The organism is Pseudomonas sp. NPDC087598, from assembly GCF_044743525.1.
In the GTDB taxonomy this organism is placed as follows: domain Bacteria; phylum Pseudomonadota; class Gammaproteobacteria; order Pseudomonadales; family Pseudomonadaceae; genus Aquipseudomonas.
In genome coordinates this window covers 86,079-107,116 of the sequence record NZ_JBIUWQ010000004.1, presented here as the reverse complement: position 1 = coordinate 107,116, position 21,038 = coordinate 86,079, and the positions used below count along the sequence as shown (strand labels likewise).

Below are 21,038 nucleotides of genomic sequence, written 5' to 3'. Positions count from 1 at the left end.
AGAGGATCTCGACGTGCAGCGGCAAGGTGTTGGTCACCCCGCGAATGTGCCCGGAAACCACCGACACCGCACCGAACTCACCCATCGCCCGCGCAGTACACAACACCACGCCATAGATCAGGCCCCACTTGATGTTGGGGACGGTGACGTGCCAGAACATCTGCCAGCCGTTGGCGCCGAGCAAGCGTGCGGCTTCCTCTTCCTGCGTGCCTTGTTCCTGCATCAGCGGGATCAGCTCACGGGCCACAAACGGCACGGTGACGAAAATCGTCGCCAGCACGATGCCCGGCAGGGCGAAGACGATCTGGATGTCGTGATCCTGCAGCCACGGCCCGAACAGGCCCTGGGCGCCGAACATCAACACATAGACCAGACCGGCGATCACCGGCGACACAGAGAACGGCAGGTCGATCAGCGTCACCAGCATGCTCTTGCCACGGAACGAGTACTTGCTCACACACCACGCGGCGCTGACGCCGAACACCAGGTTGAGCGGCACCGAAATCAGCACGGCGAACACCGTGAGTTTCAGCGCCGACAGAGCATCCGGCTCAAAGATCGCCGTGAAAAATGCGCCGAGGCCATTCTTCAAACCTTGCGATACCACGATGAACAACGGCAGTAACAGAAACAGGAAAAACACCAGCCAGCCAAGACCGATCAAAACTCTGCGCGAAGTGGCGCTGCCACGGCGTGCAGCGTTGGCCGAAGAGGCGGCCGCAATAGACGATTGGGACATGGTTCGCGCCTCCTTATGGGGTTTCGATACGCCGCTGCAGCAAGTTGATCAGCAGCAACAGGACGAAGGAAACCACCAGCATCAGCACGCCGATGGCCGTGGCGCCGGTGTAGTCGTATTGGTCGAGTTTGACCATGATCAGCAGCGGCAGAATCTCGGTTTTCATCGGCATGTTGCCGGCGATGAAAATCACCGAACCGTACTCGCCAACTCCCCGGGCGAACGCCAGAGCGAAACCGGTCAGCCAGGCCGGCAACAGCGCCGGCACCAGAATATGGCGGAATACCTGCCATGGCTTCGCACCCAGGCACGCAGCGGCTTCTTCGACTTCACGGGGAATGTCGGCCAACACCGGTTGCACCGTGCGCACCACGAAAGGCAAGGTCACGAAGGTCAATGCGAGGGTGATACCCAGCGGGGTGTAGGCGATTTTGAAACCGAGGTCGGCGGCGAATTGGCCGACCAGACCGGCCGGCGCGTACAGGGCAGTCAACGCTATACCGGCGACGGCCGTCGGCAGCGCGAACGGCAGATCGATCATCGCGTCGATGACCTTGCGCCCCGGGAACGTGTAGCGCACCAGCACCCACGCCAGCAACGTACCGATGATGCCGTTGATGATCGCGGCGCACAGCGCAGTGCCGAAGCTCAGCTTCAATGCCGCCAGCACCCGCGGTGCGGAGATGATCGTCCAGAACTGATCCCAGGTGAGTTGGGCAGCGTGGACGAACATCGCCGCCAGCGGGATAAGCACAATCAGGCTGAGGTACACCAAGGTGTAACCCAGCGTCAGCCCGAAGCCGGGTATGACGGGGGAGATACGACGCGACATAAAAGTCCTTGGTTAAAAACGCATCAATGTGGGAGCGAGCCCTGTGGCAAGGGGATTTATCCCCTCACCACAAAAGCTCACTCCCACATTTCATGTGCCCAGACATCAGGCTGGTAAGGGTGAGATTACTGCGCCTGATAAATCTGGTCGAACACACCACCGTCATTGAAGAATTTCGGCTGCGCGGTTTTCCAGCCGCCGAAGTCCTTGTCGATGGTCACCAGTTCCAGTTTCGGGAACTGCTGGGCGTACTTCGCGGCCACGTCCTTGTCACGTGGACGGTAGAAATTCTTCGCGGCGATTTCCTGACCGGCCGGGCTGTACAGGTGCTTCAGATAGGCTTCGGCGATCTGCTCGTTGCCTTTCTTCTCGGCGTTCTTGTCGACCACCGCCACTGGCGGCTCGGCGAGGATCGACAGCGAAGGCACGACGATGTCGAACTTGTCGGCGCCGCCATCTTCTTTCAGTGCCAGGAACGCCTCGTTTTCCCAGGCCAGCAACACGTCACCCTGACCGTTGTTGACGAAGGTGATGGTCGAGCCACGGGCACCGGTGTCGAGAATCGGCACGTGTTTGAACAGGGTTTGTACGTATTCCTTGGCTTTGCCTTCGTCGCCGCCGTTGGCTTTCAGGCCGTAGGCCCACGCGGCGAGGAAGTTCCAGCGGGCACCGCCGGAGGTTTTCGGGTTCGGGGTGATCACCGAGACGTCGTTCTTGACCAGGTCGCCCCAGTCCTTGATGCCTTTCGGGTTGCCCTTGTGCACCAGGAACACGATGGTCGAGGTGTACGGCGTGCTCGCTTCCGGCAGACGCTTCTGCCAATCGGCGGGCAGGGTCTTGCCGAGTTTGGCGATTTCGTCGATGTCGCCAGCCAGCGCCAGGGTCACCACGTCAGCGCGCAGACCGTCGATTACCGCACGACCCTGCTTGCCCGAACCACCGTGGGACTGCTGGATTTTCACGGTGTCGCCGGCATGGTCCTTCTGCCAGAACTTGATGAATTCGGCGTTGTAGTCCTGATACAGCTCGCGCGTCGGGTCATACGATACGTTGAGCAGTTCGTAATCCTTGGCAACCGCGGAACCGGCAAACACAGCGCTGGCCAGGGCGGCCAAAGCGTAACGGCGAATCGACGACATGGTGAAAGCTCCTGGAATTCTGGGTGGTGGCTTTTTCTTATGTATTTCGGAAATCGTGGTGCCGGTTCAAAGATCGCAGCCTTCGACAGCTCGTACGCACAGCCCCCTGTAGGAGCTGCCGCAGGCTGCGATCTTTTAGCCCGGTTGTTTACCCGGTTGCTGCAAGCGGAATTTCTCTTTGCGTTCGATCTGCACGACTTGCGCGTTGTGCACAGTGATCTCCACCGCGCCGAAACGCAGATCGCGCAGGGCGCTCTGGATTTCACGCAAGATGGTGCTTTCGTCCTGACCGTCAACGCTGCGAAGGGATGCGCTCATGGTGCTGCTCCTTTGAATGGAATATGCCTGGCAGTGGGCGGCACTGCGTTCGGCGTGGGAGCAATATAAGAGAGGCGCAGATATTCTTAAAAAGACTATTTAAGAATGTTTATATAACCAGAAAATATTATTTGGCAGGGCAAGGGTTTGCGCGGTGTTCTCGGTTAAAAAGAGCACCACATCCCCTGTGGCGAGGGAGCTTGCTCCCGCTGGACTGCGTAGCAGGCCCAAAAAAACTGCGAGCGCTGCGCACTCAAGCGGGAGCAAGCTCCCTCGCCACAAAATCGGGCTCAACCAATAACAGGCGCTTTCGTCCAATCAAGCTGCTCGGTCGGTACCGGCCGGCCAAACCAGTAGCCCTGCCCCAGATCGCATTCCTGCTCCAGCAGAAACGCCGCCTGCTCGGCCTGCTCGATCCCCTCGGCATGCACCTGCATCCCCATGCTCCGGGCCAGCGCGATGATCACCCGGACAATCGCCGCGTCATCTTCGTCCCACGGCAGCCCGGCAACAAAACCCTGATCGATCTTCAGTTTCTGCACCGGCAGGCGCTTGAGTCGCAGCAACGAAGAGTAGCCCGTACCGAAATCATCAATCGCCAGACGAATGCCCAATTCACGCAAACGATGCATCTGCTCCAGCGCCACTTCCGGGTCGTCCATCACCGCACTTTCGGTGACTTCCAGCTCCAGATAGGCCGGATCCAGCCCGGTATCGCGTAGCACCTGCGCCACCTGTTGATACAACTCGCGCCGGGCAAACAGTCGCGACGACACATTCACCGCAACAAACGACAGCACCACACCGTCCAGTTGCCACTGGCACATCTGCCGGCAAGCCTGCTGCATCACCCAGGCATCGATTTCGGCAATCAACCCGGTGCGTTCGGCGATCGGAATGAACTCGGCCGGCGACACCAGACCACGCTGCGGATGCTGCCAGCGCACCAACGCTTCGACGCCGATCAGGCGACTGGTCTGCAGATCGTGGACCGGCTGGTAATAGACCCGCAGTTCCTGCTGTTCCAAGGCCCGGCGCAGCTCGAAGGCAATTTCCACCCGTTGCTGGGCGTGGGCGGTAAGTTCTTCGGTGTACAGCGCGTAACCATTTCGCCCACTGCCCTTGGCTTTGAACAGCGCCGCATCAGCATTGCGCAATAACTGATCGGCGCTTAACGCATCGCTGGGGAACAGGCTGATGCCGATGCTGGCGTTGATGAACAACTCGTGGCCATCGATGCAGAACGGTTCCTTCAGCGCGTCGAGAATTCGCTGGGCCAGCGCCGCTGCCTGGCCGGGCTGTGGACAACTTTCCGCCAGCACGGCGAATTCGTCGCCGCCGAGGCGCGCCAACGTGATGCCCGGCCCGAACAACGCCTGCAAACGCGCGGCCACCGCTTTAAGCAGGCGGTCGCCGACGTTATGCCCGAGGCTGTCGTTGATCATCTTGAAGTGGTCCAGATCGAGCAACAGCAGTGCACAACCGCGCTTGTGGGTCTGCGCCGACGCCAGCGCCTGCTCGGCACGGTCACCGAACAGCAGGCGATTGGGCAGATCGGTCAGCGGATCGTGGTGGGCGAGGTGCTTGAGCTCATGTTCGGAATGCTTGATTGCACTGATGTCGGAAAAAACCGCCACGTAATGGCTGAGTCGGCCCTGATCATCATGAATGACGCGGATGGTTTGCCACTGTGGATAAATCTCACCGCTTTTACGACGGTTCCAGATCTCGCCGCTCCATTCGCCCCGAGACTCCAGGGTGGTGAACATCGCCTGATAGAACTCAGGCGGATGATGGCCGGATTTGAACAGACTCGGTTGCTGGCCGAGGACTTCTTCACGCTGATAACCGGTGATCTCGATAAACGCACGGTTGACGTGAACGATCAGCCCGTGATGGTTGGTGACCAGCACCCCTTCACGGGTGCAATCGAACACGGCAGCCGCTTGCCGCAAGCGTTCACGGTCAGCGTGACGCTCACGCAATCGCGCGCCAATCCCGAGAAACTCACACAGCCGCGCCCGCGCCAGAAAGATCAGCCCGGCGCTGACCGCCGCGAAAACATAACCGTTGATCAGTTGCCATCGGGCAAGATCGGCGGAGTTATCGAAGAAACTGTTTAATAAATAACCAGTACCTTGCAACCAGACCGCCGCAAGTACGAGATAGAGCAGCGCTGCACGCAAGGCATCGCGATAAGTGGCAGACATTCGGCCGTCCATGTCCCTACAAAAAGGTTGGAATTATAGGTCAAGAAACATCCAGCGACTCTTATCTGAAAGGGCGACTGGTTTTATCTGTGTGCTTGGTGATAATGCAACGGCTGTTTTTATCTTTATCGAGGGCCCTATAGCCTATGTGGTACGAAGGTTTTCTTGGCTTGTCGGCCTGGTCACTGGTCGCCGTCACCCTGCTGATGACCCACGTGACAATTGTAGCCGTCACGGTCTATCTGCACCGTTACTCGGCCCATCGCTCGCTGGAGCTGAATGCCGGCCTTAAGCACTTTTTCCGTTTCTGGCTGTGGCTGACCACGGCGCAGAACACCCGCGAGTGGACGGCCATCCACCGTAAACACCACGCCAAATGCGAAACCGAAGACGACCCGCACAGCCCGGTCATCAAAGGTTTGTCCACCGTGCTGCGTACCGGCGCCGAACTGTATCGCGCCGAAGCCCAGAATCCGGAAACCCTGCGCATCTACGGCAAGAACTGCCCGGAAGACTGGATCGAGCGCAACGTCTACAGCCGCTACCCGCTGCTGGGCGTGGCGATCATGGGCGTCATCGACCTGCTGCTGTTCGGCACCATCGGCATCACCATCTGGGCGATCCAGATGATGTGGATCCCGGTGTGGGCTGCCGGCGTCATCAACGGTCTGGGTCATGCGGTCGGCTATCGCAATTTCGAATGCCGTGACGCGGCGACCAATCTGGTGCCGTGGGGCATCCTGATCGGTGGCGAAGAACTGCACAACAACCATCACACCTACCCTAACTCGGCCAAGCTGTCGGTGAAGAAGTGGGAGTTCGACCTCGGTTGGGCGTGGATCAAAGTCTTCAGCTTCCTGCGTCTGGCCAAGGTGCAGCGTGTTGCGCCGATTGCTCACCGTGTCGAAGGCAAAGGCAGCCTGGACATGGACACCGCCATGGCGATCCTCAACAACCGCTTCCAGATCATGGCCCAGTACCGCAAATTGGTCATCGGGCCGCTGGTCAAGCAGGAACTGGCCAAGGTCGATCATTCGGTGCGTCACCAGTTCCACCGGGCCAAACGCCTGTTGTCGCGGGAAACCAGCTTGCTGGAGGATCGTCACCACGCACGTATCCAGAACATCCTCGAGCACAGCCAGGCGCTGAAGGTAATTTACGAAAAACGCCTGGCCCTGCAGCAGATCTGGGTCAAGACCAGCGCAAATGGTCACGACATGCTCGCCGCCATCAAGGAATGGGTACACGAGGCCGAGGCCAGCGGCATACAGTCCCTGCGCGAATTTGCCGACCAGTTGAAAACCTACTCACTGCGCCCCGCCGCAGCCTGATTGTGTTGTATGAATCCCCTGTGGCGAGGGGATTTATCCCCGATCGGTAGCGTAGCTAGCGCAATTTTGACGACGCGTTCTCATTGTTGAAACGCGTCGCCACTACCGCCCGGCAGAACCCCTCTGCCGCTGGGAACTTCGCTTCCATTCCCCTATCTCAAAGACACTTCGCCATCCTGGCGGGCTGTACTGTGGCCGTTGTCGAATTGCGGCACGCCCTTTGAGAACTGTGCCGATGGTCAACAACAATCAAAAAGACTCATCTCTTCCGCAATGGCCCGAGGCCGCGCAAACCCTGATGGCCCTGATGCACGCCCAAGGCGAAGTGGCGCGGTTGAGCGAACGCGAACAACTGTTCAGCTCGCTGCTGGTCAGCGTCAACGCCGTACTCTGGGCTTTCAACTGGGAAACCCGTCAGGTGCTCTATGTCAGTCCTGCCTATGAACGGATTTTCGGCCGCTCCGCAGGCCTGCTGTTGGCCGACTACAACGAGTGGCGCGACAGCATCTACCCAGACGATCTGGAGTATGCCGAACGCAGCCTCGCCGAAGTCCTGCACACCGGCGCCGTCGAAAATCGCGAATACCGCATCATCGCCGCCGACGGTCAGGTGCGCTGGCTCAGCGATAAATGCTTCATCAACCGTCAGGATGAACCCGGGCAACCGGTGATCATTGTCGGCATCGCCGAGGACATCACCGACAAAAAGCAGATGGAAAACGAGCTGCAACGCCTGGCCACCACCGACGTGCTGACCCAGAGCAGCAATCGTCGGCATTTCTTCGAGTGCGCCAATCGCGAGTTCGAAGAAGCGCGTTTGCAGGGTGCGCCATTGGCTTTCCTGCTGCTGGATATCGATGACTTCAAAGTGATCAACGACAGCTACGGGCATCCCGTGGGCGACACCGTGCTGCAACAGATCGCCGAGTGCGGGCGCAGTTCGTTACGCCGGGGTGATCTGTTCGGTCGAATTGGCGGGGAAGAGTTTGCCGCCGTGTTTCCGGGCTGTGCTCCAGACATGGCCATGCAGGTGGCCGAGCGACTGCAACAGGAGATTCAGCGTTTGAGCTTCAGCCATGAAGGCCAGACGTTCGGCATCACCGTCAGCCAGGGTCTGACCAGCCTCAGCGAAGCCGACGAAAGCCTGGACAGCCTGTTCGCCCGCGCAGACGCGGCGATGTACGAAGCAAAACGCCAGGGCAAGAACCGCATCATTTCTGCCTGACCCGTATCTCAGCTACACAGAGATCCATTGTAGGAGGTTTGCGTAAGTCAGGTTATTTGCGCATCCGCATCAACTCCGGCAAACCGATCTTCAGCAACCGTGCCGTGCGGCTCTTCGCCAATTCCTCGACGCCTTCATGCTCGGTCAGGCGCGCCATCTGCGCCGCCATGTTCATCACCAGCGCCTCACGGGAATACACTCCGCCACCGAGCTGGTACACCGAGGCGATCAACTCACGCAGCTCCAGCGGCAAACGCCAGCGCGTGCGTAGCGCCGAACCATAAGCCGCACCAAACTCCGCCAGTGCTTCGCCCACTTCCTCCAGCTCATCCAGTGCGCCGCCGGCCTGCTGCCACTCCTGCAAACAGCGCAGCAATGCCAGATCACCCAGACGATGCAGCATACCCGCGCAGTAGCAGCGCTCCTGATCCAGATCCAACAGGCGCGCCAGGGTGCGGGCGTATTCGGCCGTGTGCAGCGATAGCCCCCAATAACGCTCGGCGTAGTCCGCCAGACACGGGTCACTGAGTTTGGCGCTGCGCTTGAGCGCCAGCCCCAGAATCAGATTCATGCTTTGTCCGGTGCCAAGCCTATGCAGCGCCTGCGCCAGCGTCTGCACCGGCGATCCATGGTGTTGCGCAGCACTGTTGGCCGCTGCGATCAGCACTGCCGTGATTTGTGGATCGGTTTTGATCTCATCTTCCAGCAGCTTCAGATCGAGTCCGCTGGGATTGAGGCTGCGTTTGACCGCCAGTTGCACATCAGTCATCAACGGCGCGCCATCCGCCTGCTCACGGCGCCGCTCCAGAAACACTGACAAGGTCATGCCCGGCGCCAATGCCGGGATTTCACAGAACACTTCTTCGCCGGCATTGAGCAGCAAACCCTGCAAACGCTCGGTCAGGCTTTCCATGTTCAGCGGTTTGGCCAGGTACGCCGTCGGCGCCAGCGGCAGGGCTTCGCGCACGCTGGCGCTGTCGTTGCGACTGCTCATCAGAATGAATGGCAGCGGTGGATTGCGTTTGCGCTGACGCACGCTGCGTAAAACGCTCAAGCCATCGATACCGGGCAATTCCCAGTCGACAATGGCCAGGTCATAGGGAATTTCGCTGAGCATCGACATCGCTTGCTGGCCATCGGCACACAAGTCCAGCCGCGCGTCGCAACGCACATTCAGCAATACTTGTTTGAGCAAATCCCGAGACCACGGATCAGCCTCGGCAATCAGCACTCGGGGTACGGCGGGTAATTCAACGGCAGTCATGCACGCTCTCCCTTGCAATGCCTGAACCTTAGCCAATGCTGGCCATTCGATACAGCGCTAAAGCGCTCGATGTGTTTCAAGGGGCGTAAAAAAACCCGCCGAAGCGGGTTTTTTGTCGATCCGATCACACAGCTCTGAGCCTTACAGCTCCGAGAAGCACTCTTCGATGATCGCCAGACCTTTGTCCAGTTGCTCGTCCGGCGAGGTCAGCGGTACGAGTACACGCAGCACGTTGCCGTAAGTGCCGCAGGACAGCAGGATCAGGCCCTTGTCGCGAGCCTTGGCCACCACGGATGCCACAGCGGCAGCGTTCGGCTTGTGGCTGTCGCCGTTTTCAAACAGCTCAACGGCGATCATGGCGCCCAGAGCACGGACTTCGCCGATTACCGGGTATTTGGCCTGGATGGCTTTCAGGCCAGTGACCAGACGCTCACCGACAGACTTGCAGCGATCCAGCAGTTTTTCTTCTTCGAACACTTCCATCACTGCCAGAGCAGCAGCGCAAGCGATCGGGCTACCGGCGTAGGTGCCGCCGAGGCCGCCTGGAGCGATGGCGTCCATGTATTCGGCCTTGCCGCAAACACCGGCCAGCGGGAAGCCGCCAGCGATGGATTTGGCGAAGGTGGTCAGATCGGCAGCAACGCCCATCTGCTCCATGGCGAAGAAGGTACCGGTACGGCCAGCGCCAGTCTGTACTTCGTCAGCGATCAGCAGGATGCCGTGCTGGTCGCACAGAGCGCGCAGACGCTTCATGAATTCTTTCGGCGCGACGTAGAAACCACCTTCACCCTGAACAGGTTCGATGATGATCGCAGCGATATCTTTCGGCTCGGCGTCGTTCTTGAAGATGCGTTCGATGGAAGCGATCGAGTCGTCGATGCTCACGCCGTGCAGTTCGTTCGGGTACAGCGCGCGGAAGATGCCACCTGGCATCAGGCCCATGCCGGCCGAGTAAGGCACGACTTTACCGGTCAGGCCCAGGGTCATCATGGTGCGACCGTGGTAAGCGCCGGTGAAAGCGATCACGCCGGCACGGCCAGTGGCGGCCCGGGCGATTTTCACGGCGTTTTCGACCGCTTCGGAACCGGTGGTGACCAGCAGGGTTTTCTTGGCGAAATCACCAGGCACCTTGGCGTTGATTTTTTCGCACAGCTCAACGTACGGCTCGTAAGCCAGTACCTGGAAGCAGGTGTGAGTCAGCTTGTTCAGCTGTTCGGTCACGGCAGCGATGATTTTCGGGTGCACGTGGCCGGTGTTCAGCACAGCGATACCGCCGGCGAAGTCGATGAACTCACGACCTTCAACGTCAGTCACGGTAGCGTTCTTCGCCGATTCGGCGAAGATCGGGTGAATCTGGCCAACACCACGAGGTACGGCAGCGGTACGGCGGGCCATCAGTTCAGCGTTAGTCTTGCTCATTACAGTCCTCATTCACCGCTCATCGGGCGGCGTGGTTCAAGGATTAAGCGGGAGAAATCGACGGTGGCAGCATGCGATGATCGACTGCCACGGCGTTTCCGGCCGCAGAGAAAATTCCGGTTTGAAACGACGCAAAGGGACAGCGCTCTCGTGCCCTTTGCGTTTGCAGCGATCCCTTCCCCGGTTTAGATGCCCAGGCAGAGGTATTTGATTTCCAGGTAATCTTCGATGCCGTACTTGGAGCCTTCACGGCCCAGGCCCGATGCCTTGATGCCGCCGAACGGCGCGACTTCGTTGGAGATCAGCCCGGTATTGACGCCAACCATGCCGTATTCCAGCGCTTCAGCAACACGGAACACGCGGCCCAGGTCGCGAGCATAGAAGTACGACGCCAGACCGAACTCGGTGTCGTTGGACATCGCGATCACTTCGGCTTCGTCTTTGAAGCGGAACAGCGGCGCCAGCGGACCGAAGGTTTCTTCCTTGGCCACTGCCGCGTTTTTCGGCACGTTGGTGAGGATGGTCGGTTCGAAGAAGTTGCCTTCCATTTGCTTGCCGCCGGCCAGTACGGTGGCACCTTTGGCCACGGCGTCAGCAATGTGCTCTTGCACTTTGGCGACAGCTTTTTCGTCGATCAGCGGGCCAGTGGTGGTGCCGTCTTCCAGACCGTTGCCGATCTTCAGCTTGGCCACAGCCACTTTCAACTTCTCGGCGAACGCGTCGTAGACCGAATCCTGAATGTACAGGCGGTTGGCACAGACACAGGTCTGGCCGTTGTTGCGGTACTTGGAAATGATCGCGCCTTCGACGGCCTTATCCAGGTCCGCGTCGTCGAACACGATGAACGGCGCGTTGCCGCCCAGTTCCAGCGAGACTTTCTTGATGTCCTTGGCGCATTCGGCCATCAGCTGACGGCCGATTTCGGTCGAACCGGTAAAGGACAATTTGCGCACGATCGGGTTGCTGGTCAGCTCGCTGCCGATGTCGCCGGCGCTGCCGGACACCACGCTGAACACGCCAGCAGGAATGCCCGCACGCTGGGCCAGTTCGGCCAGTGCGAAAGCGGAGAAAGGAGTTTGCGAAGCAGGCTTGAGCACCATGGTGCAACCGGCGGCCAGCGCTGGGCCAGCTTTACGGGTGATCATTGCGGCCGGGAAGTTCCACGGGGTGATCGCGGCGGTCACGCCGATTGGCTGCTTGATCACGATCAGGCGCTTGTCTGGCTGATGACCCGGGATCACGTCACCGTAAATGCGCTTGGCTTCTTCGGCGAACCACTCGATGAACGAAGCGGCGTAAACGATTTCGCCCTTGGCTTCGGCCAGCGGCTTGCCCTGCTCGAGGGTCATCAGGCGAGCGAGGTCGTCCTGGTTCTCGATCATCAGTTCGAACCAGCGACGCAGCTTGCCAGCACGCTCTTTGGCGGTCAGTGCACGCCAGGCCGGCAGCGCCTTGTCGGCGGCTTCGATGGCTCGGCGGGTTTCGGTAGCGCCCATTTTCGGCACGGTGCCGAGGATTTCGCCGGTGGCCGGGTTGTTGACCTTGATCGTCTGACCGTTGTCCGCATCGACCCAAGCGCCATCAATGAAGGCTTGCTGGCGGAACAACAGGGTGTCTTTAAGCTGCATGTCGGCTTTCCTTAACAGCACCGCGGCCTGCGCGGAGCAAATTATGATTGTAGAAAGGCGCCTCGCAAGGCTGCCGTCAGGGAAATCTGTGACCGGGTGAGGCGCTTCAATAGTGCACGACTCGAAACACCTGCGCTTCAACACCCGATCATCGAGCGTTTGAAATCTCAAACGGATCGTAGGAGCAAAGGGTTTAAAGGACAATAGGGCGTTCGAAAAAAAGAACAAAAACGGCGTATTTGTGGAAATTTTCAGATCAACGTGCAAAAAGCATCCGCCGCAGCGAAACCATAGATCAGCCCCGAGAAAGCGCCAAGCGAGGGTTTTGCAGGACGTTACAGCTTTATGGAATGCAGGCACTCAAACCGACACGCGCACTGACAAAACCCGCCGAAACCCAGCATGGACGCCCCGAGCCGACCTAGGTATGATGTCGCCCGCTGCACCAGTAGCTCAGCTGGATAGAGTACTGCCCTCCGAAGGCAGGGGTCGTGGGTTCGAATCCCGCCTGGTGCACCATGAATAGAAGTGAAAAAGCCCCGGACTGTGATGGTCCGGGGCTTTTTTGTGGGCGGCTGTTTTTCAGCTGTTCTGGCTATCAATCCGGATTGTTTGCATCAAATAGTCGAGCAATGTCTCGCGCGCTGTGGAGGACCCGCTCTATCTGAATATCGCTCTCAACAATCGAGTAAAAAATCAGGTATCGACCGTGAGTAATCATTTTCACCCCTCTGGCACAATCCTCTCGGGAAATTCCTTGATTCGGCTGGCTGGCCAATTGAACACAGCGCACACGCAACTCACCTACAAAGCTTCGAGCACGTCCGGGGTTGTCGCGAGCAATGTACCGGGCAATCTGCTGCAGGTCCTCTCTTGCAAATGCGGAGAATAACAATCGCCTCATAGACGATTTTGCTCAGCTTCGATGTCATCTATAAGCGCATCAAGCTCAGCAAAAACTGTGTCGGCAGCGACCGCCGGACGAGGATCATTGCGACTTGCAGCAATCGCTTCACGCAACTCAGCCGCTCGCAAACGATCCAGCAATTCCTGATAAGTCGCATGCGCCAACAAGTAGGCAGCGGGACGATTATGGTTAAGAACCGCAATAGGTTCCGAGCCAGCCTGCTCGATCACGGAGCTAGGGCTGCGTTTCAATTCGGTAATGCTCACCGAGCGACTTGCTAGCAACTGCTCCATGACGGCTCCAAAGGTACAAAAAATAGTACTTTATAGTGCTCTTTTTTGGCGTGAACGGTCAACGCGCAACGTGACCAAGCAATTCAGTACTCAGTGGCTGCACGCGTCTCGAAACCGATTATTACCTGCGAATGCAGATCGGCTTTGATTCGATGATCGAGTGTGTCGTTCTTCACATTCACTTGAGCAATGTAGTCGGGCGTCATCGTAAGCAGGGGTTTGGATATTCTTGAAAGTAAACCCCGGGCAAATCGGCGTCACTCCGTCGTCCAGTCAAACTCATCGTAATCATCATCCTCGTCGTCTTCCTCCTCTAAAACCTCGTCTTCCTCAACGACGTCTTCTTCCGACTGACTCAGCAGAAACTCCTTACGTGCTTCGGTAATCGCGCGCCGCATCTGCTCACCCTTTTCCGGGCAGTTGAGGAGTTGGGCGATGCGGTCGATTTTTGGTGCCACGGTGTTCTCCAGCGATTCAGCTATGGCCCGATAGTGCGCGTTTTTGCCGGGCAATGCCAAATGGCTGGGGGATCAAGCGCTCATTTTTCCTGCAACTGTTCGAGTCGGGCGTCGAGGTCGGCGTTCGGGTAGCGTTTGTGCAGATTTTTATACAGCGTATCAGCGGCTTGCGCCTGACCGGATTCGCGCAAACGCAGGACTTCGCGCAGTTGTTCGTCAAGACCATTGGCCGGGGCCGCAGCGCGTTTGGCGGCTTTGGTTTGGTCGGCGGTGTCGGCGCTGAACGCTTCGCTTTGCATTGGCGCAGCGAGTTCCATCATCGGCGCAGGTGCGGGCCGGGGGGCTGCCGGGGCAGACAAGCGGTGCAGTTGCGCGCCACCCGGTTCGGCCATGGGTACCGAGAGGCTGGGGGCCGGGGTGTATTCGTATCGAGGCAGCGGCTCGGGCGTGCGTTGCACCAGCGATAACATCAGGGCCACACCCACTACGCTGGCGAACGCGACTTGCCAGCGCGGTTTGCGGCAAGCATCGAGCCAGCGTTGCCGCAGGCCTGGTTTCGGGGCCGGGGCGTTGCGGTGGGCAGCATTGAGGATCAACGCATCGAGGTGCGCAGGCGGTTCGCTGCCTTGTTGCTCACGATAGTGCTTGAGCAGTTGCTCTTCGGGTGTCTGGCGGGCGTCGTTCATGTCAGTACCTCCTCGGCCAGCAGCCGACGCAGTTTTTGCTGGGCGTAGCGCAAGCGGCTCTTGACGGTTTCCAGCGGTGTTTCGGTGAGGCTGGCGATTTGTGCCAGGTCGAGATCGCCATGAGCGCGCAGCAGAAACACTTCGCGCTGGTCAGCGGGCAGGTTTTGCAGGGCGTTTTCCAGGCGCTGGTTGTCGCGGCTGAGACTCAGCAGTTCTGCAGGATCGGTCGACTCATCGCTGAAAGCGTGAACCTGTTCATCGTAACTGTCGTGCAGCGGTTGTTGGGCGCCGTGTTTGCGCCAGTGATCGATCAGGCGATTGCGGGCAATCTGGAACAGCCACGTACGAAATGTCGCCCGTCCTTGTGGCTGACTGGCGCTGCGAATCAGGCTCAACCAGGTTTCCTGAAAGACCTCGTCGGCCAGTTCCGGTTTGCCGCTCAAGCCCAGCAAAAATCGATACAGGCCCTGGCGATGGCGCGCGTACAAGATCTCGAACGCTGCGCCGTCACCCTCGCGATAACGCGCCAGCAGCGATTCATCGCTGCTGGCGGTCGGGCTGTCTGGCGAAGCAAACAGCTGACTGATGAAGCCTTTCAGACGACTCACTTATTCAACCCGACGTTGAGTGGGCAGCGTATTCGATGCGGTGGTGTTACGCAGGCTCTGCGCCAGTTCGACCAGTTGCACAAACTCGTTACGCAGGCCAAAAGGGTCGTCGCCACGGGCGCCACGAGCCAGTGCTTCGGTGTCTTTCAGGCTGAAATCGCCGGTATAGCGACCATCCTTGAGCTGCTGGGAAAACGCGGCAACGGCGGCGGCAAAGCGCAGGTCCTCGCTGGCCGATGCGACCTGATTGGCAATCGGCCGCTCGATCAGCAGACTTTTCCCACCTTCAGGCTGTTGATAGCGCACACGCAGCATCGCTAATTCTCCGTTCTTCCCGGAAACAACCGACTCCGACTTACCGTAACGCAGCGGCTCCAGCCAGCCCTTCTCCCCCGCCGGGACAATTTCGTAAAGCGCAGTCACCGTGTGTCCTGCGCCGATTTCGCCAGCATCGACCTTGTCATTGCTGAAATCCTCACGTTTCAAAGCGCGGTTTTCATAGCCGAGCAGACGATACTCGCTGACCTGCGCCGGGTTGAACTCCACCTGCAACTTGACGTTTTTCGCCACCACGGCGAGGGTCGAGCCGAGTTGATCCACCAGCACTTTGCGCGCCTCGCGCAGGTTGTCGATGTAGGCATAGTTGCCGTCGCCGGCATCGGCCAGTTGCTCCATCAAGTGTTCATTGTAGTTATCCACACCAAAACCCAGGGTGGTCAGAGAAATCCCGGTTTTGCGTTTATCCACAGCCATTTGTTTGAGGCTGTCGAAGTCGCTGACACCAACGTTGAAGTCACCGTCGGTGGCCAGCAGGATGCGGTTGATGCCTTTGGCGATAAACGCCTGTTGCGCCATTTGATAAGCCAGTTCGATGCCGGAGGCGCCAGCGGTCGAGCCGCCCGCGGTCAACTGATCAATGGCAGTACGAATTTTCGCTTTCTCCCGTCCGGACGTCGGCTCCAGCACCACTTTCGATTCGCCGGCATACACCACCAGCGACACGCGATCCTGTTCGCGCAATTGATCGACGAGCAATTTCAGCGTGCTCTTGACCAGTGGCAGACCTTCGCGACGATCCATCGAGCCCGACACGTCCACCAGAAACACCAGATTGGCCGGGGCCAGTTCCGCCACCGCACGATCGGAGGCCTTGATGCCGATACGCAACAAACGCGTGTGCGGGTTCCACGGCGAAGCCGCCAGTTCGGTGGTCACGCCAAACGGCGAGCCATCACTCGGCAATGCGTAATCGTAGGGAAAGTAATTGACCATTTCCTCCAGTCGCACCGCGCCTTCCGGCGGCAGGCGCCCCTGATTGAGCAAGCGGCGGACGTTGGCGTAAGCGCCCGTGTCGACATCGGCGCTAAAAGTCGAAACCGGAGTTTCGGCGACGCTGTGGATCGGATTGTCGGCAAGCGTTTGATATTGCTCACGCGGCTCGTCGCGATAGCCCTGTGGATAACTTTCGTCACGGGGCATGGGCGCAAAACCAGGATTGGGCAGGGTGTACACGGCACGCTTGGCCAGTGAGACTTCGGCCTTCAACGCTTCCTGTGCAACAGGCGGCGCAGACGGAACGGGCGCTCGCACAGCGCCGGTTTCCGGCGTGGAAGAAGCGCCGCAACCGGCGACGGCCAGCAGCACACCGACCGCTACAGGTCGCAGAAAAGACAGAGGAAGGGACATGGGGCTGACCTCGGGATGAAAGTGATCATTCATCCACTGAGACGGCCAGCCCTTTCAGTTCGGGTTAAACGCCGCTAAAAAAATTTTCAGCGGTGATAACGCCGCACCACGCTGCTGTTGCGCAGCACATGGCCTTTGATTTTTTCCATCAGCTCGGCGCGGGTCAGACCGGCAGGCAAGGCGTCCGGCGCAAGATCCAGAGCGTAAATCTGGATGATGTAGTGGTGTGCGCTGTCGCCAACCGGAGGGCACGGCCCCATGTAATGGGTGTTGCCCTTGCTATTCGTGCCGCCGACGCCCTCGAAGGCGGATTTGGCGCCGACACCCGCCGCGATCTGGTGAGTCGTGGCTTTGATGCCGTAATGAATCCAGTGATCGACGCCCAGGCCTTTCTGGCCGTCCGGGTCGTGCATGACGATCGCGTAGCTCAGGGTGCCGGCAGGCCCGGCGTTCCAGCTTAATGCCGGCGACTGGTTCTTGCCGCCGCAACCTGCCGCATCGCTGGCCGCCGCCGAGGTGAACAGGCGATTGTCCGAGACACCGGGGATGTCGAGGGTGAAGCGCTCCTGGGCCGCCTGCGCCGGAAACTGCACGCAAAGGGCAACGGCAACGGCCGCCAGCCAAGGGTTGAGAGAGGTCAATCGGGTCATTCCGGGAGCACCTTGTGCAGTGAGGCCGTCGTCGGCTTGCAAACTATAGCCGTACCGTTCGTGCCGTGGCAGTGGCAAATGGCTGAACCTCGCACTGTCGCGCAAACTCGTAAGAGAAATGCCCGCGAGGAAGCCGAATATGTCCCTGCACCGTGTCGCCCGTTTCGCCGATGTCCCTGAAGACCGTGGCCTGGAAGTCAAAATAGGCGAGTGCAAGATTGTTTTGCTGCGCACGGCCGGTCAATTACGCGCATTTCAGGGTGAATGCCCACATGCCGGAGCGCCATTGGCTGACGGCGCGTTGTGCCACGGACGCCTGATCTGCCCGTGGCACAAGGCGGCGTTTCGCATCGAGGACGGCGCGTTATGCGAACCGCCAGCGCTCGACAGCCTCAAGCGCTATCCGCTGGAACTGCGTGGCGAAGAAGTCTGGGTGGACGATCAACCGTTGCCCGACCCGCACACGCCGCCGGCTGATGACTCGCGCACGTTCGTCATCGTCGGCTCCGGTGCGGCGGGAACGGCGTGTGCGGCGGCATTGCGAGAAAAGGGTTTTGGCGGCCGTATCGTGCTGATCGACCGCGAGCCGGATGCCGGCTACGACCGCACCGTGTTGAGCAAATTCGTGCTCGCCGGTGAAATGCCGCCGGACGAAACTCCAGCGTTGCGCGATGACGATTTTTATCGCGCACAACACATCAATCGGGTCGCAGGCGAAGTCGTCGCGCTCGACGTCGAGAGCAGAACCGTGCACTTGAAAGATGGCCGGACGCTCAACTACAGCGCAGCCGTGCTGGCCACCGGCGCCACGCCCAATGTATTGGAACTGCCCGGTGCAAATCTTGCGCAAGTCTTCGTTCTGCGCACCAAAGCCCAGGCCGAACAAATCATCAACGCCGCGAAGCCTGATCAACGCGCAGTGATCATCGGCGATAGCTTCATCGCCCTCGAATGCGCCTCGGCACTGCGCCAGTTCGGCCTCGACGTGACCGTCATCGCCCGCCATGCGGTGCCCTTCGTAGCTCAATTCGGCGAAGCGGTGGGCAAAGCGATCCGCGCTCTGCATGAAGAAAACGGCGTGAAATTCATCACCGAGCACGAGGCCACAGAGATCATCGGTGACGGCAAAGTCGAGGCGGTGTTGCTGGACAATGGCTTGCGCCTTTCAGCCGATCTGGTGCTGGCAGGGATAGGCGTACACCCGGCCACCGAGGCATTCACTTCGCTCCCCCGCGAAAAAGACCAATCACTGCGCGTCGATGAAGGCATGCGCGTGACCGAAGGTCTCTGGGCGATTGGCGACATCGCCACGTTCCCGCTGAACGGGCAGCCTCAGCGCATCGAACACTGGCGTCTGGCCCAGCAACACGCGCGGATCGCGGCGGCCAATATGCTCGGGGGCGAGGAGCATTACCTCGACGTGCCGTATTTCTGGACCTGGCATTTCGGCAGGAATTACGACTACCTCGGCCACGCCAAACACTGGGATGAAGTGGAGTTTCTCGGCGCCCCCGAACAGCTACCCTTCATCGGTCTATTTAGCCGAAACGGCATCGTTGTTGCCGCCGTTGCGTGCGAGAAAGAACGGGCGATGGCGATGCTGGCTGAACGCATGAAGCAGCCGTTATCCATTGCAGAGGCGTGGAAACTGATCAGCGATTAATGACCTTCCCATGTGGAGCTGCCGGAGGCTGCGATCTTTTGATCTTCAAAATCAAAAGATCGCAGCCTCCGGCAGCTCCACATGGGATTTCGTAATCAGGTCGGCCGATTGATCGGCTCGCGGTTATCGTCGTCCTCGGCGTGCAGAAAGATCACTCGCGGGTGCTCCAACGGCGCCAGGGGCGGCGGTAATTCGGCGGGTTTAACCGGCATGAAGTTGGTCACCACATGGCTGATGTCGCCTTCCTGATCGTTGTGAATGGTCATCACCCCAGGCGTGCGCAGCTTCTGAAAGCGGTCATCACAAAGCTTGAAACTCTTGCTCAGCCCTTCATCGTCGATCACCGGCGAAGGCAAACGCCGCTGGGCAAAACTTCTGCTTTTGCGCTGCTGATAACGCGCCCAGGAAATCAGGATCACCGCGTTGACCAACGCCACCCACAGATAAATCTGCAACGTACCCAGCGCTTCGAACGCCGAGTTGTCGATGCGCGGCCCGCCGGCATGGGTTTCGATCAGCGGCCAGAGCCCGCGTACCAGCAGCAACAGCAGGCCAATCCACGCCAGTACCGTGAGAATCACATCGATCACAACCAGAAATGGTCGTTGGCGGGTCCGGATGATTTTCATTTGATGACCTCCTCTTCGTCGTCCCCGACCGGTTTGATTCCCCGGTCAGGGCTGACCCAGCGCGCACGTTTCTGATGTTGGCCGAACAGCACTTTGGGAAAACTGACCAGCGTGGTCAGCAGGCTGATGAACCAGAACACCAACGGATACCAGACCACCCAGAACATGGTCCTGCCCAGACCCGGCTCGTAGCGACGGTCAATGATGATGCTGACGGCGAACTGCACCAGGCAGACAAAGGCCAGCAGCAGCCCGGTAAATGCCGGTGGCATCAGGTGATCCACCGCGATGGCTTCCGGCATGACCACGAACTTGCCGACGCCCCAGAAAATCACCGACAACAGGAAGGTGAAGGCCCAACCGGTCGACAGGCAGTATTCGAACAGCAGTGGCCACAGGTAACGATGACGGTACTGCCAGATGCCACGAATGTTCTTGAACAACACTTCGGCGCCGCCCTGCGCCCAACGCAGTCGCTGCTTCCACAAACCGCCGAGAGTTTCCGGCATGAGAATCCAGCACAGCGCGCGCGGCTCGTAGAAGATGCTCCAGTGATCGAGTTGCAGCTTCCAGCTGATGTCGATGTCTTCGGTGATCATGTCCGGGCTCCAGTAACCCACCCGGTTCAGCGCGGTGCGGCGGAACGCGACGATCACTCCGGAGACGGTGAAGATCCGTCCGAACACCCGCTGCGTACGTTTGATCAGACCGATGATCGATGAGAACTCACCGACCTGCACTCGCCCGACCAGCGTCGACCGCGTACGAATCCGCGGGTTGCCAGTCACTGCGCCCAACCGTGCGTTGTCGAGCATCGGCGCGACCAGATAAGCCGCCGTGTTCGGCGCCAACAGCGCATCGCCGTCGATGCACACCAGATACTCGCTGCGCGCGGCAATGGCGCCCATGCGCAGGGCGACAGCCTTGCCCTGGTTTTCCGCCAGATGCAGCACACGCAGGCGCGGATCTTCCTTGGCCAGTTGGTCGAGCACTTCGGCGGTGTTGTCCTTGGAACCGTCGTTGATCGCGATGACTTCGATGTTCGGGTAATGCTGGGCCAGCGCCGCGTGGATCGTATCGGCGGCATTGTCACCTTCGTTGTAGCAAGGAATCAGGATCGAGATCAGCGGTTCGCCTTCCAGCGGCGGTGGCAACGTGTCGTCCTTCCACGGCCAGTGGCGCTCCCAGTGCAGCCAGAAATACAGGCCGCCGGCGATCCACAAACCGGACATGAACAACGGGTAGAAGAACACGAAGTCCATCAGGAACTGCCCGGTGACCAGGAAGATCAACCCCAGCGGTACGCCAAGGACAATCGCCAGAACAAGCAGGGCTAACAGTCTATCCAGCATG

Annotated in this window: 20 protein-coding genes and 1 tRNA gene; 4 read left to right on the top strand and 17 right to left on the bottom strand. The window is 59.3% G+C overall.

The annotated features are described in order from the left end of the window. From cysW to dibA, 5 genes are all read right to left on the bottom strand, one after another. Window positions 1-739, bottom strand: a 739-nt coding sequence (gene cysW, locus ACIOWE_RS03965) for a sulfate ABC transporter permease subunit CysW (protein WP_401387609.1), incomplete at its 3' end; no start/stop codon positions are given. A gap of 13 nt (window positions 740-752) precedes the next feature. Further along, window positions 753-1,571 (bottom strand): sulfate ABC transporter permease subunit CysT, encoded by an 819-nt coding sequence (gene cysT / locus ACIOWE_RS03960; protein WP_007917680.1) that lies wholly within the window; start codon window positions 1,569-1,571, stop codon window positions 753-755. A gap of 125 nt (window positions 1,572-1,696) precedes the next feature. Continuing rightward, the gene (locus ACIOWE_RS03955) at window positions 1,697-2,710 is read right to left on the bottom strand and encodes a sulfate ABC transporter substrate-binding protein (RefSeq protein WP_401387606.1); all 1,014 of its coding nucleotides are present in this window, start codon (window positions 2,708-2,710) and stop codon (window positions 1,697-1,699) included. A 135-nt stretch (window positions 2,711-2,845) separates the two neighbouring features. Next, window positions 2,846-3,028: a sulfur starvation response protein OscA gene (oscA, locus tag ACIOWE_RS03950; protein WP_007917682.1), complete on the bottom strand. Its 183-nt coding sequence runs from the start codon at window positions 3,026-3,028 to the stop codon at window positions 2,846-2,848. 290 nt (window positions 3,029-3,318) lie between these two features. After that, window positions 3,319-5,238 (bottom strand): phosphodiesterase DibA, encoded by a 1,920-nt coding sequence (gene dibA / locus ACIOWE_RS03945; RefSeq protein WP_401387603.1) that lies wholly within the window; start codon window positions 5,236-5,238, stop codon window positions 3,319-3,321. A 146-nt stretch (window positions 5,239-5,384) separates the two neighbouring features. On the opposite strand from dibA, the gene desA reads away from it, so the two are divergent. Both desA and ACIOWE_RS03935 read left to right on the top strand, forming a co-directional pair. After that, on the top strand, window positions 5,385-6,569 hold the full coding sequence (gene desA / locus ACIOWE_RS03940) for a delta-9 fatty acid desaturase DesA (RefSeq protein WP_201236036.1): 1,185 nt from the start codon (window positions 5,385-5,387) through the stop codon (window positions 6,567-6,569). A gap of 235 nt (window positions 6,570-6,804) precedes the next feature. After that, window positions 6,805-7,794, top strand: a complete 990-nt coding sequence (locus ACIOWE_RS03935) for a sensor domain-containing diguanylate cyclase (protein WP_201236037.1) — start codon at window positions 6,805-6,807, stop codon at window positions 7,792-7,794. Window positions 7,795-7,846: 52 nt separating this feature from the next. Here ACIOWE_RS03935 and ACIOWE_RS03930 read toward each other — a convergent pair whose 3' ends face one another. From ACIOWE_RS03930 to gabD, 3 genes are all read right to left on the bottom strand, one after another. Then, window positions 7,847-9,058 carry an HDOD domain-containing protein gene (locus ACIOWE_RS03930; protein WP_401387600.1) on the bottom strand — a complete coding sequence of 404 codons (1,212 nt, stop codon included), beginning with the start codon at window positions 9,056-9,058 and terminating at the stop codon, window positions 7,847-7,849. A gap of 141 nt (window positions 9,059-9,199) precedes the next feature. After that, window positions 9,200-10,477 carry a 4-aminobutyrate--2-oxoglutarate transaminase gene (gene gabT, locus ACIOWE_RS03925; RefSeq protein ID WP_201236039.1) on the bottom strand — a complete coding sequence of 426 codons (1,278 nt, stop codon included), beginning with the start codon at window positions 10,475-10,477 and terminating at the stop codon, window positions 9,200-9,202. Window positions 10,478-10,662: 185 nt separating this feature from the next. After that, window positions 10,663-12,105 carry an NADP-dependent succinate-semialdehyde dehydrogenase gene (gene gabD / locus ACIOWE_RS03920; protein WP_201236040.1) on the bottom strand — a complete coding sequence of 481 codons (1,443 nt, stop codon included), beginning with the start codon at window positions 12,103-12,105 and terminating at the stop codon, window positions 10,663-10,665. 442 nt (window positions 12,106-12,547) lie between these two features. Between gabD and ACIOWE_RS03915 the strand changes: the two genes are divergently transcribed. Further along, window positions 12,548-12,624 (top strand) — tRNA-Arg (locus ACIOWE_RS03915). A gap of 79 nt (window positions 12,625-12,703) precedes the next feature. Here the strand turns inward: ACIOWE_RS03915 and ACIOWE_RS03910 are convergent. From ACIOWE_RS03910 to ACIOWE_RS03880, 7 genes are all read right to left on the bottom strand, one after another. After that, window positions 12,704-13,009, bottom strand: a complete 306-nt coding sequence (locus ACIOWE_RS03910; RefSeq protein WP_401387596.1) for a type II toxin-antitoxin system RelE/ParE family toxin — start codon at window positions 13,007-13,009, stop codon at window positions 12,704-12,706. Further along, window positions 13,006-13,305, bottom strand: a complete 300-nt coding sequence (locus ACIOWE_RS03905) for a type II toxin-antitoxin system Phd/YefM family antitoxin (RefSeq protein ID WP_201231904.1) — start codon at window positions 13,303-13,305, stop codon at window positions 13,006-13,008. Before ACIOWE_RS03905 ends, ACIOWE_RS03910 begins: the two co-directional genes overlap by 4 nt. Window positions 13,306-13,562: 257 nt before the next feature. Continuing rightward, window positions 13,563-13,823: a hypothetical protein gene (locus tag ACIOWE_RS03900; protein ID WP_401387593.1), complete on the bottom strand. Its 261-nt coding sequence runs from the start codon at window positions 13,821-13,823 to the stop codon at window positions 13,563-13,565. A 20-nt stretch (window positions 13,824-13,843) separates the two neighbouring features. Then, window positions 13,844-14,449, bottom strand: coding sequence for a hypothetical protein (locus tag ACIOWE_RS03895; protein ID WP_401387590.1), 606 nt, complete (start codon window positions 14,447-14,449; stop codon window positions 13,844-13,846). Continuing rightward, window positions 14,446-15,027, bottom strand: coding sequence for an RNA polymerase sigma factor (locus ACIOWE_RS03890; protein WP_401387777.1), 582 nt, complete (start codon window positions 15,025-15,027; stop codon window positions 14,446-14,448). Before ACIOWE_RS03890 ends, ACIOWE_RS03895 begins: the two co-directional genes overlap by 4 nt. A gap of 30 nt (window positions 15,028-15,057) precedes the next feature. After that, a complete protein-coding gene (locus ACIOWE_RS03885) occupies window positions 15,058-16,743 on the bottom strand; it encodes a von Willebrand factor type A domain-containing protein (RefSeq protein ID WP_401387587.1) in 1,686 nt (561 codons plus the stop codon). Window positions 16,744-16,829: 86 nt separating this feature from the next. Continuing rightward, entirely contained in the window at window positions 16,830-17,393 is a 564-nt protein-coding gene (locus ACIOWE_RS03880; protein ID WP_103306505.1) for a YbhB/YbcL family Raf kinase inhibitor-like protein, read from the bottom strand. 139 nt (window positions 17,394-17,532) lie between these two features. On the opposite strand from ACIOWE_RS03880, the gene ACIOWE_RS03875 reads away from it, so the two are divergent. Further along, the gene (locus ACIOWE_RS03875) at window positions 17,533-19,056 is read left to right on the top strand and encodes an FAD-dependent oxidoreductase (protein ID WP_401387584.1); all 1,524 of its coding nucleotides are present in this window, start codon (window positions 17,533-17,535) and stop codon (window positions 19,054-19,056) included. A 95-nt stretch (window positions 19,057-19,151) separates the two neighbouring features. Here the strand turns inward: ACIOWE_RS03875 and pgaD are convergent, their stop codons facing one another. Next, a complete protein-coding gene (gene pgaD / locus ACIOWE_RS03870) occupies window positions 19,152-19,685 on the bottom strand; it encodes a poly-beta-1,6-N-acetyl-D-glucosamine biosynthesis protein PgaD (protein ID WP_401387580.1) in 534 nt (177 codons plus the stop codon). Then, complete coding sequence (gene pgaC, locus ACIOWE_RS03865) at window positions 19,682-21,037, bottom strand: poly-beta-1,6-N-acetyl-D-glucosamine synthase (protein ID WP_401387577.1); 1,356 nt, start codon at window positions 21,035-21,037, stop codon at window positions 19,682-19,684. The genes pgaD and pgaC overlap by 4 nt, the downstream gene beginning before the upstream one ends. Window position 21,038: the final 1 nt, after the last annotated feature.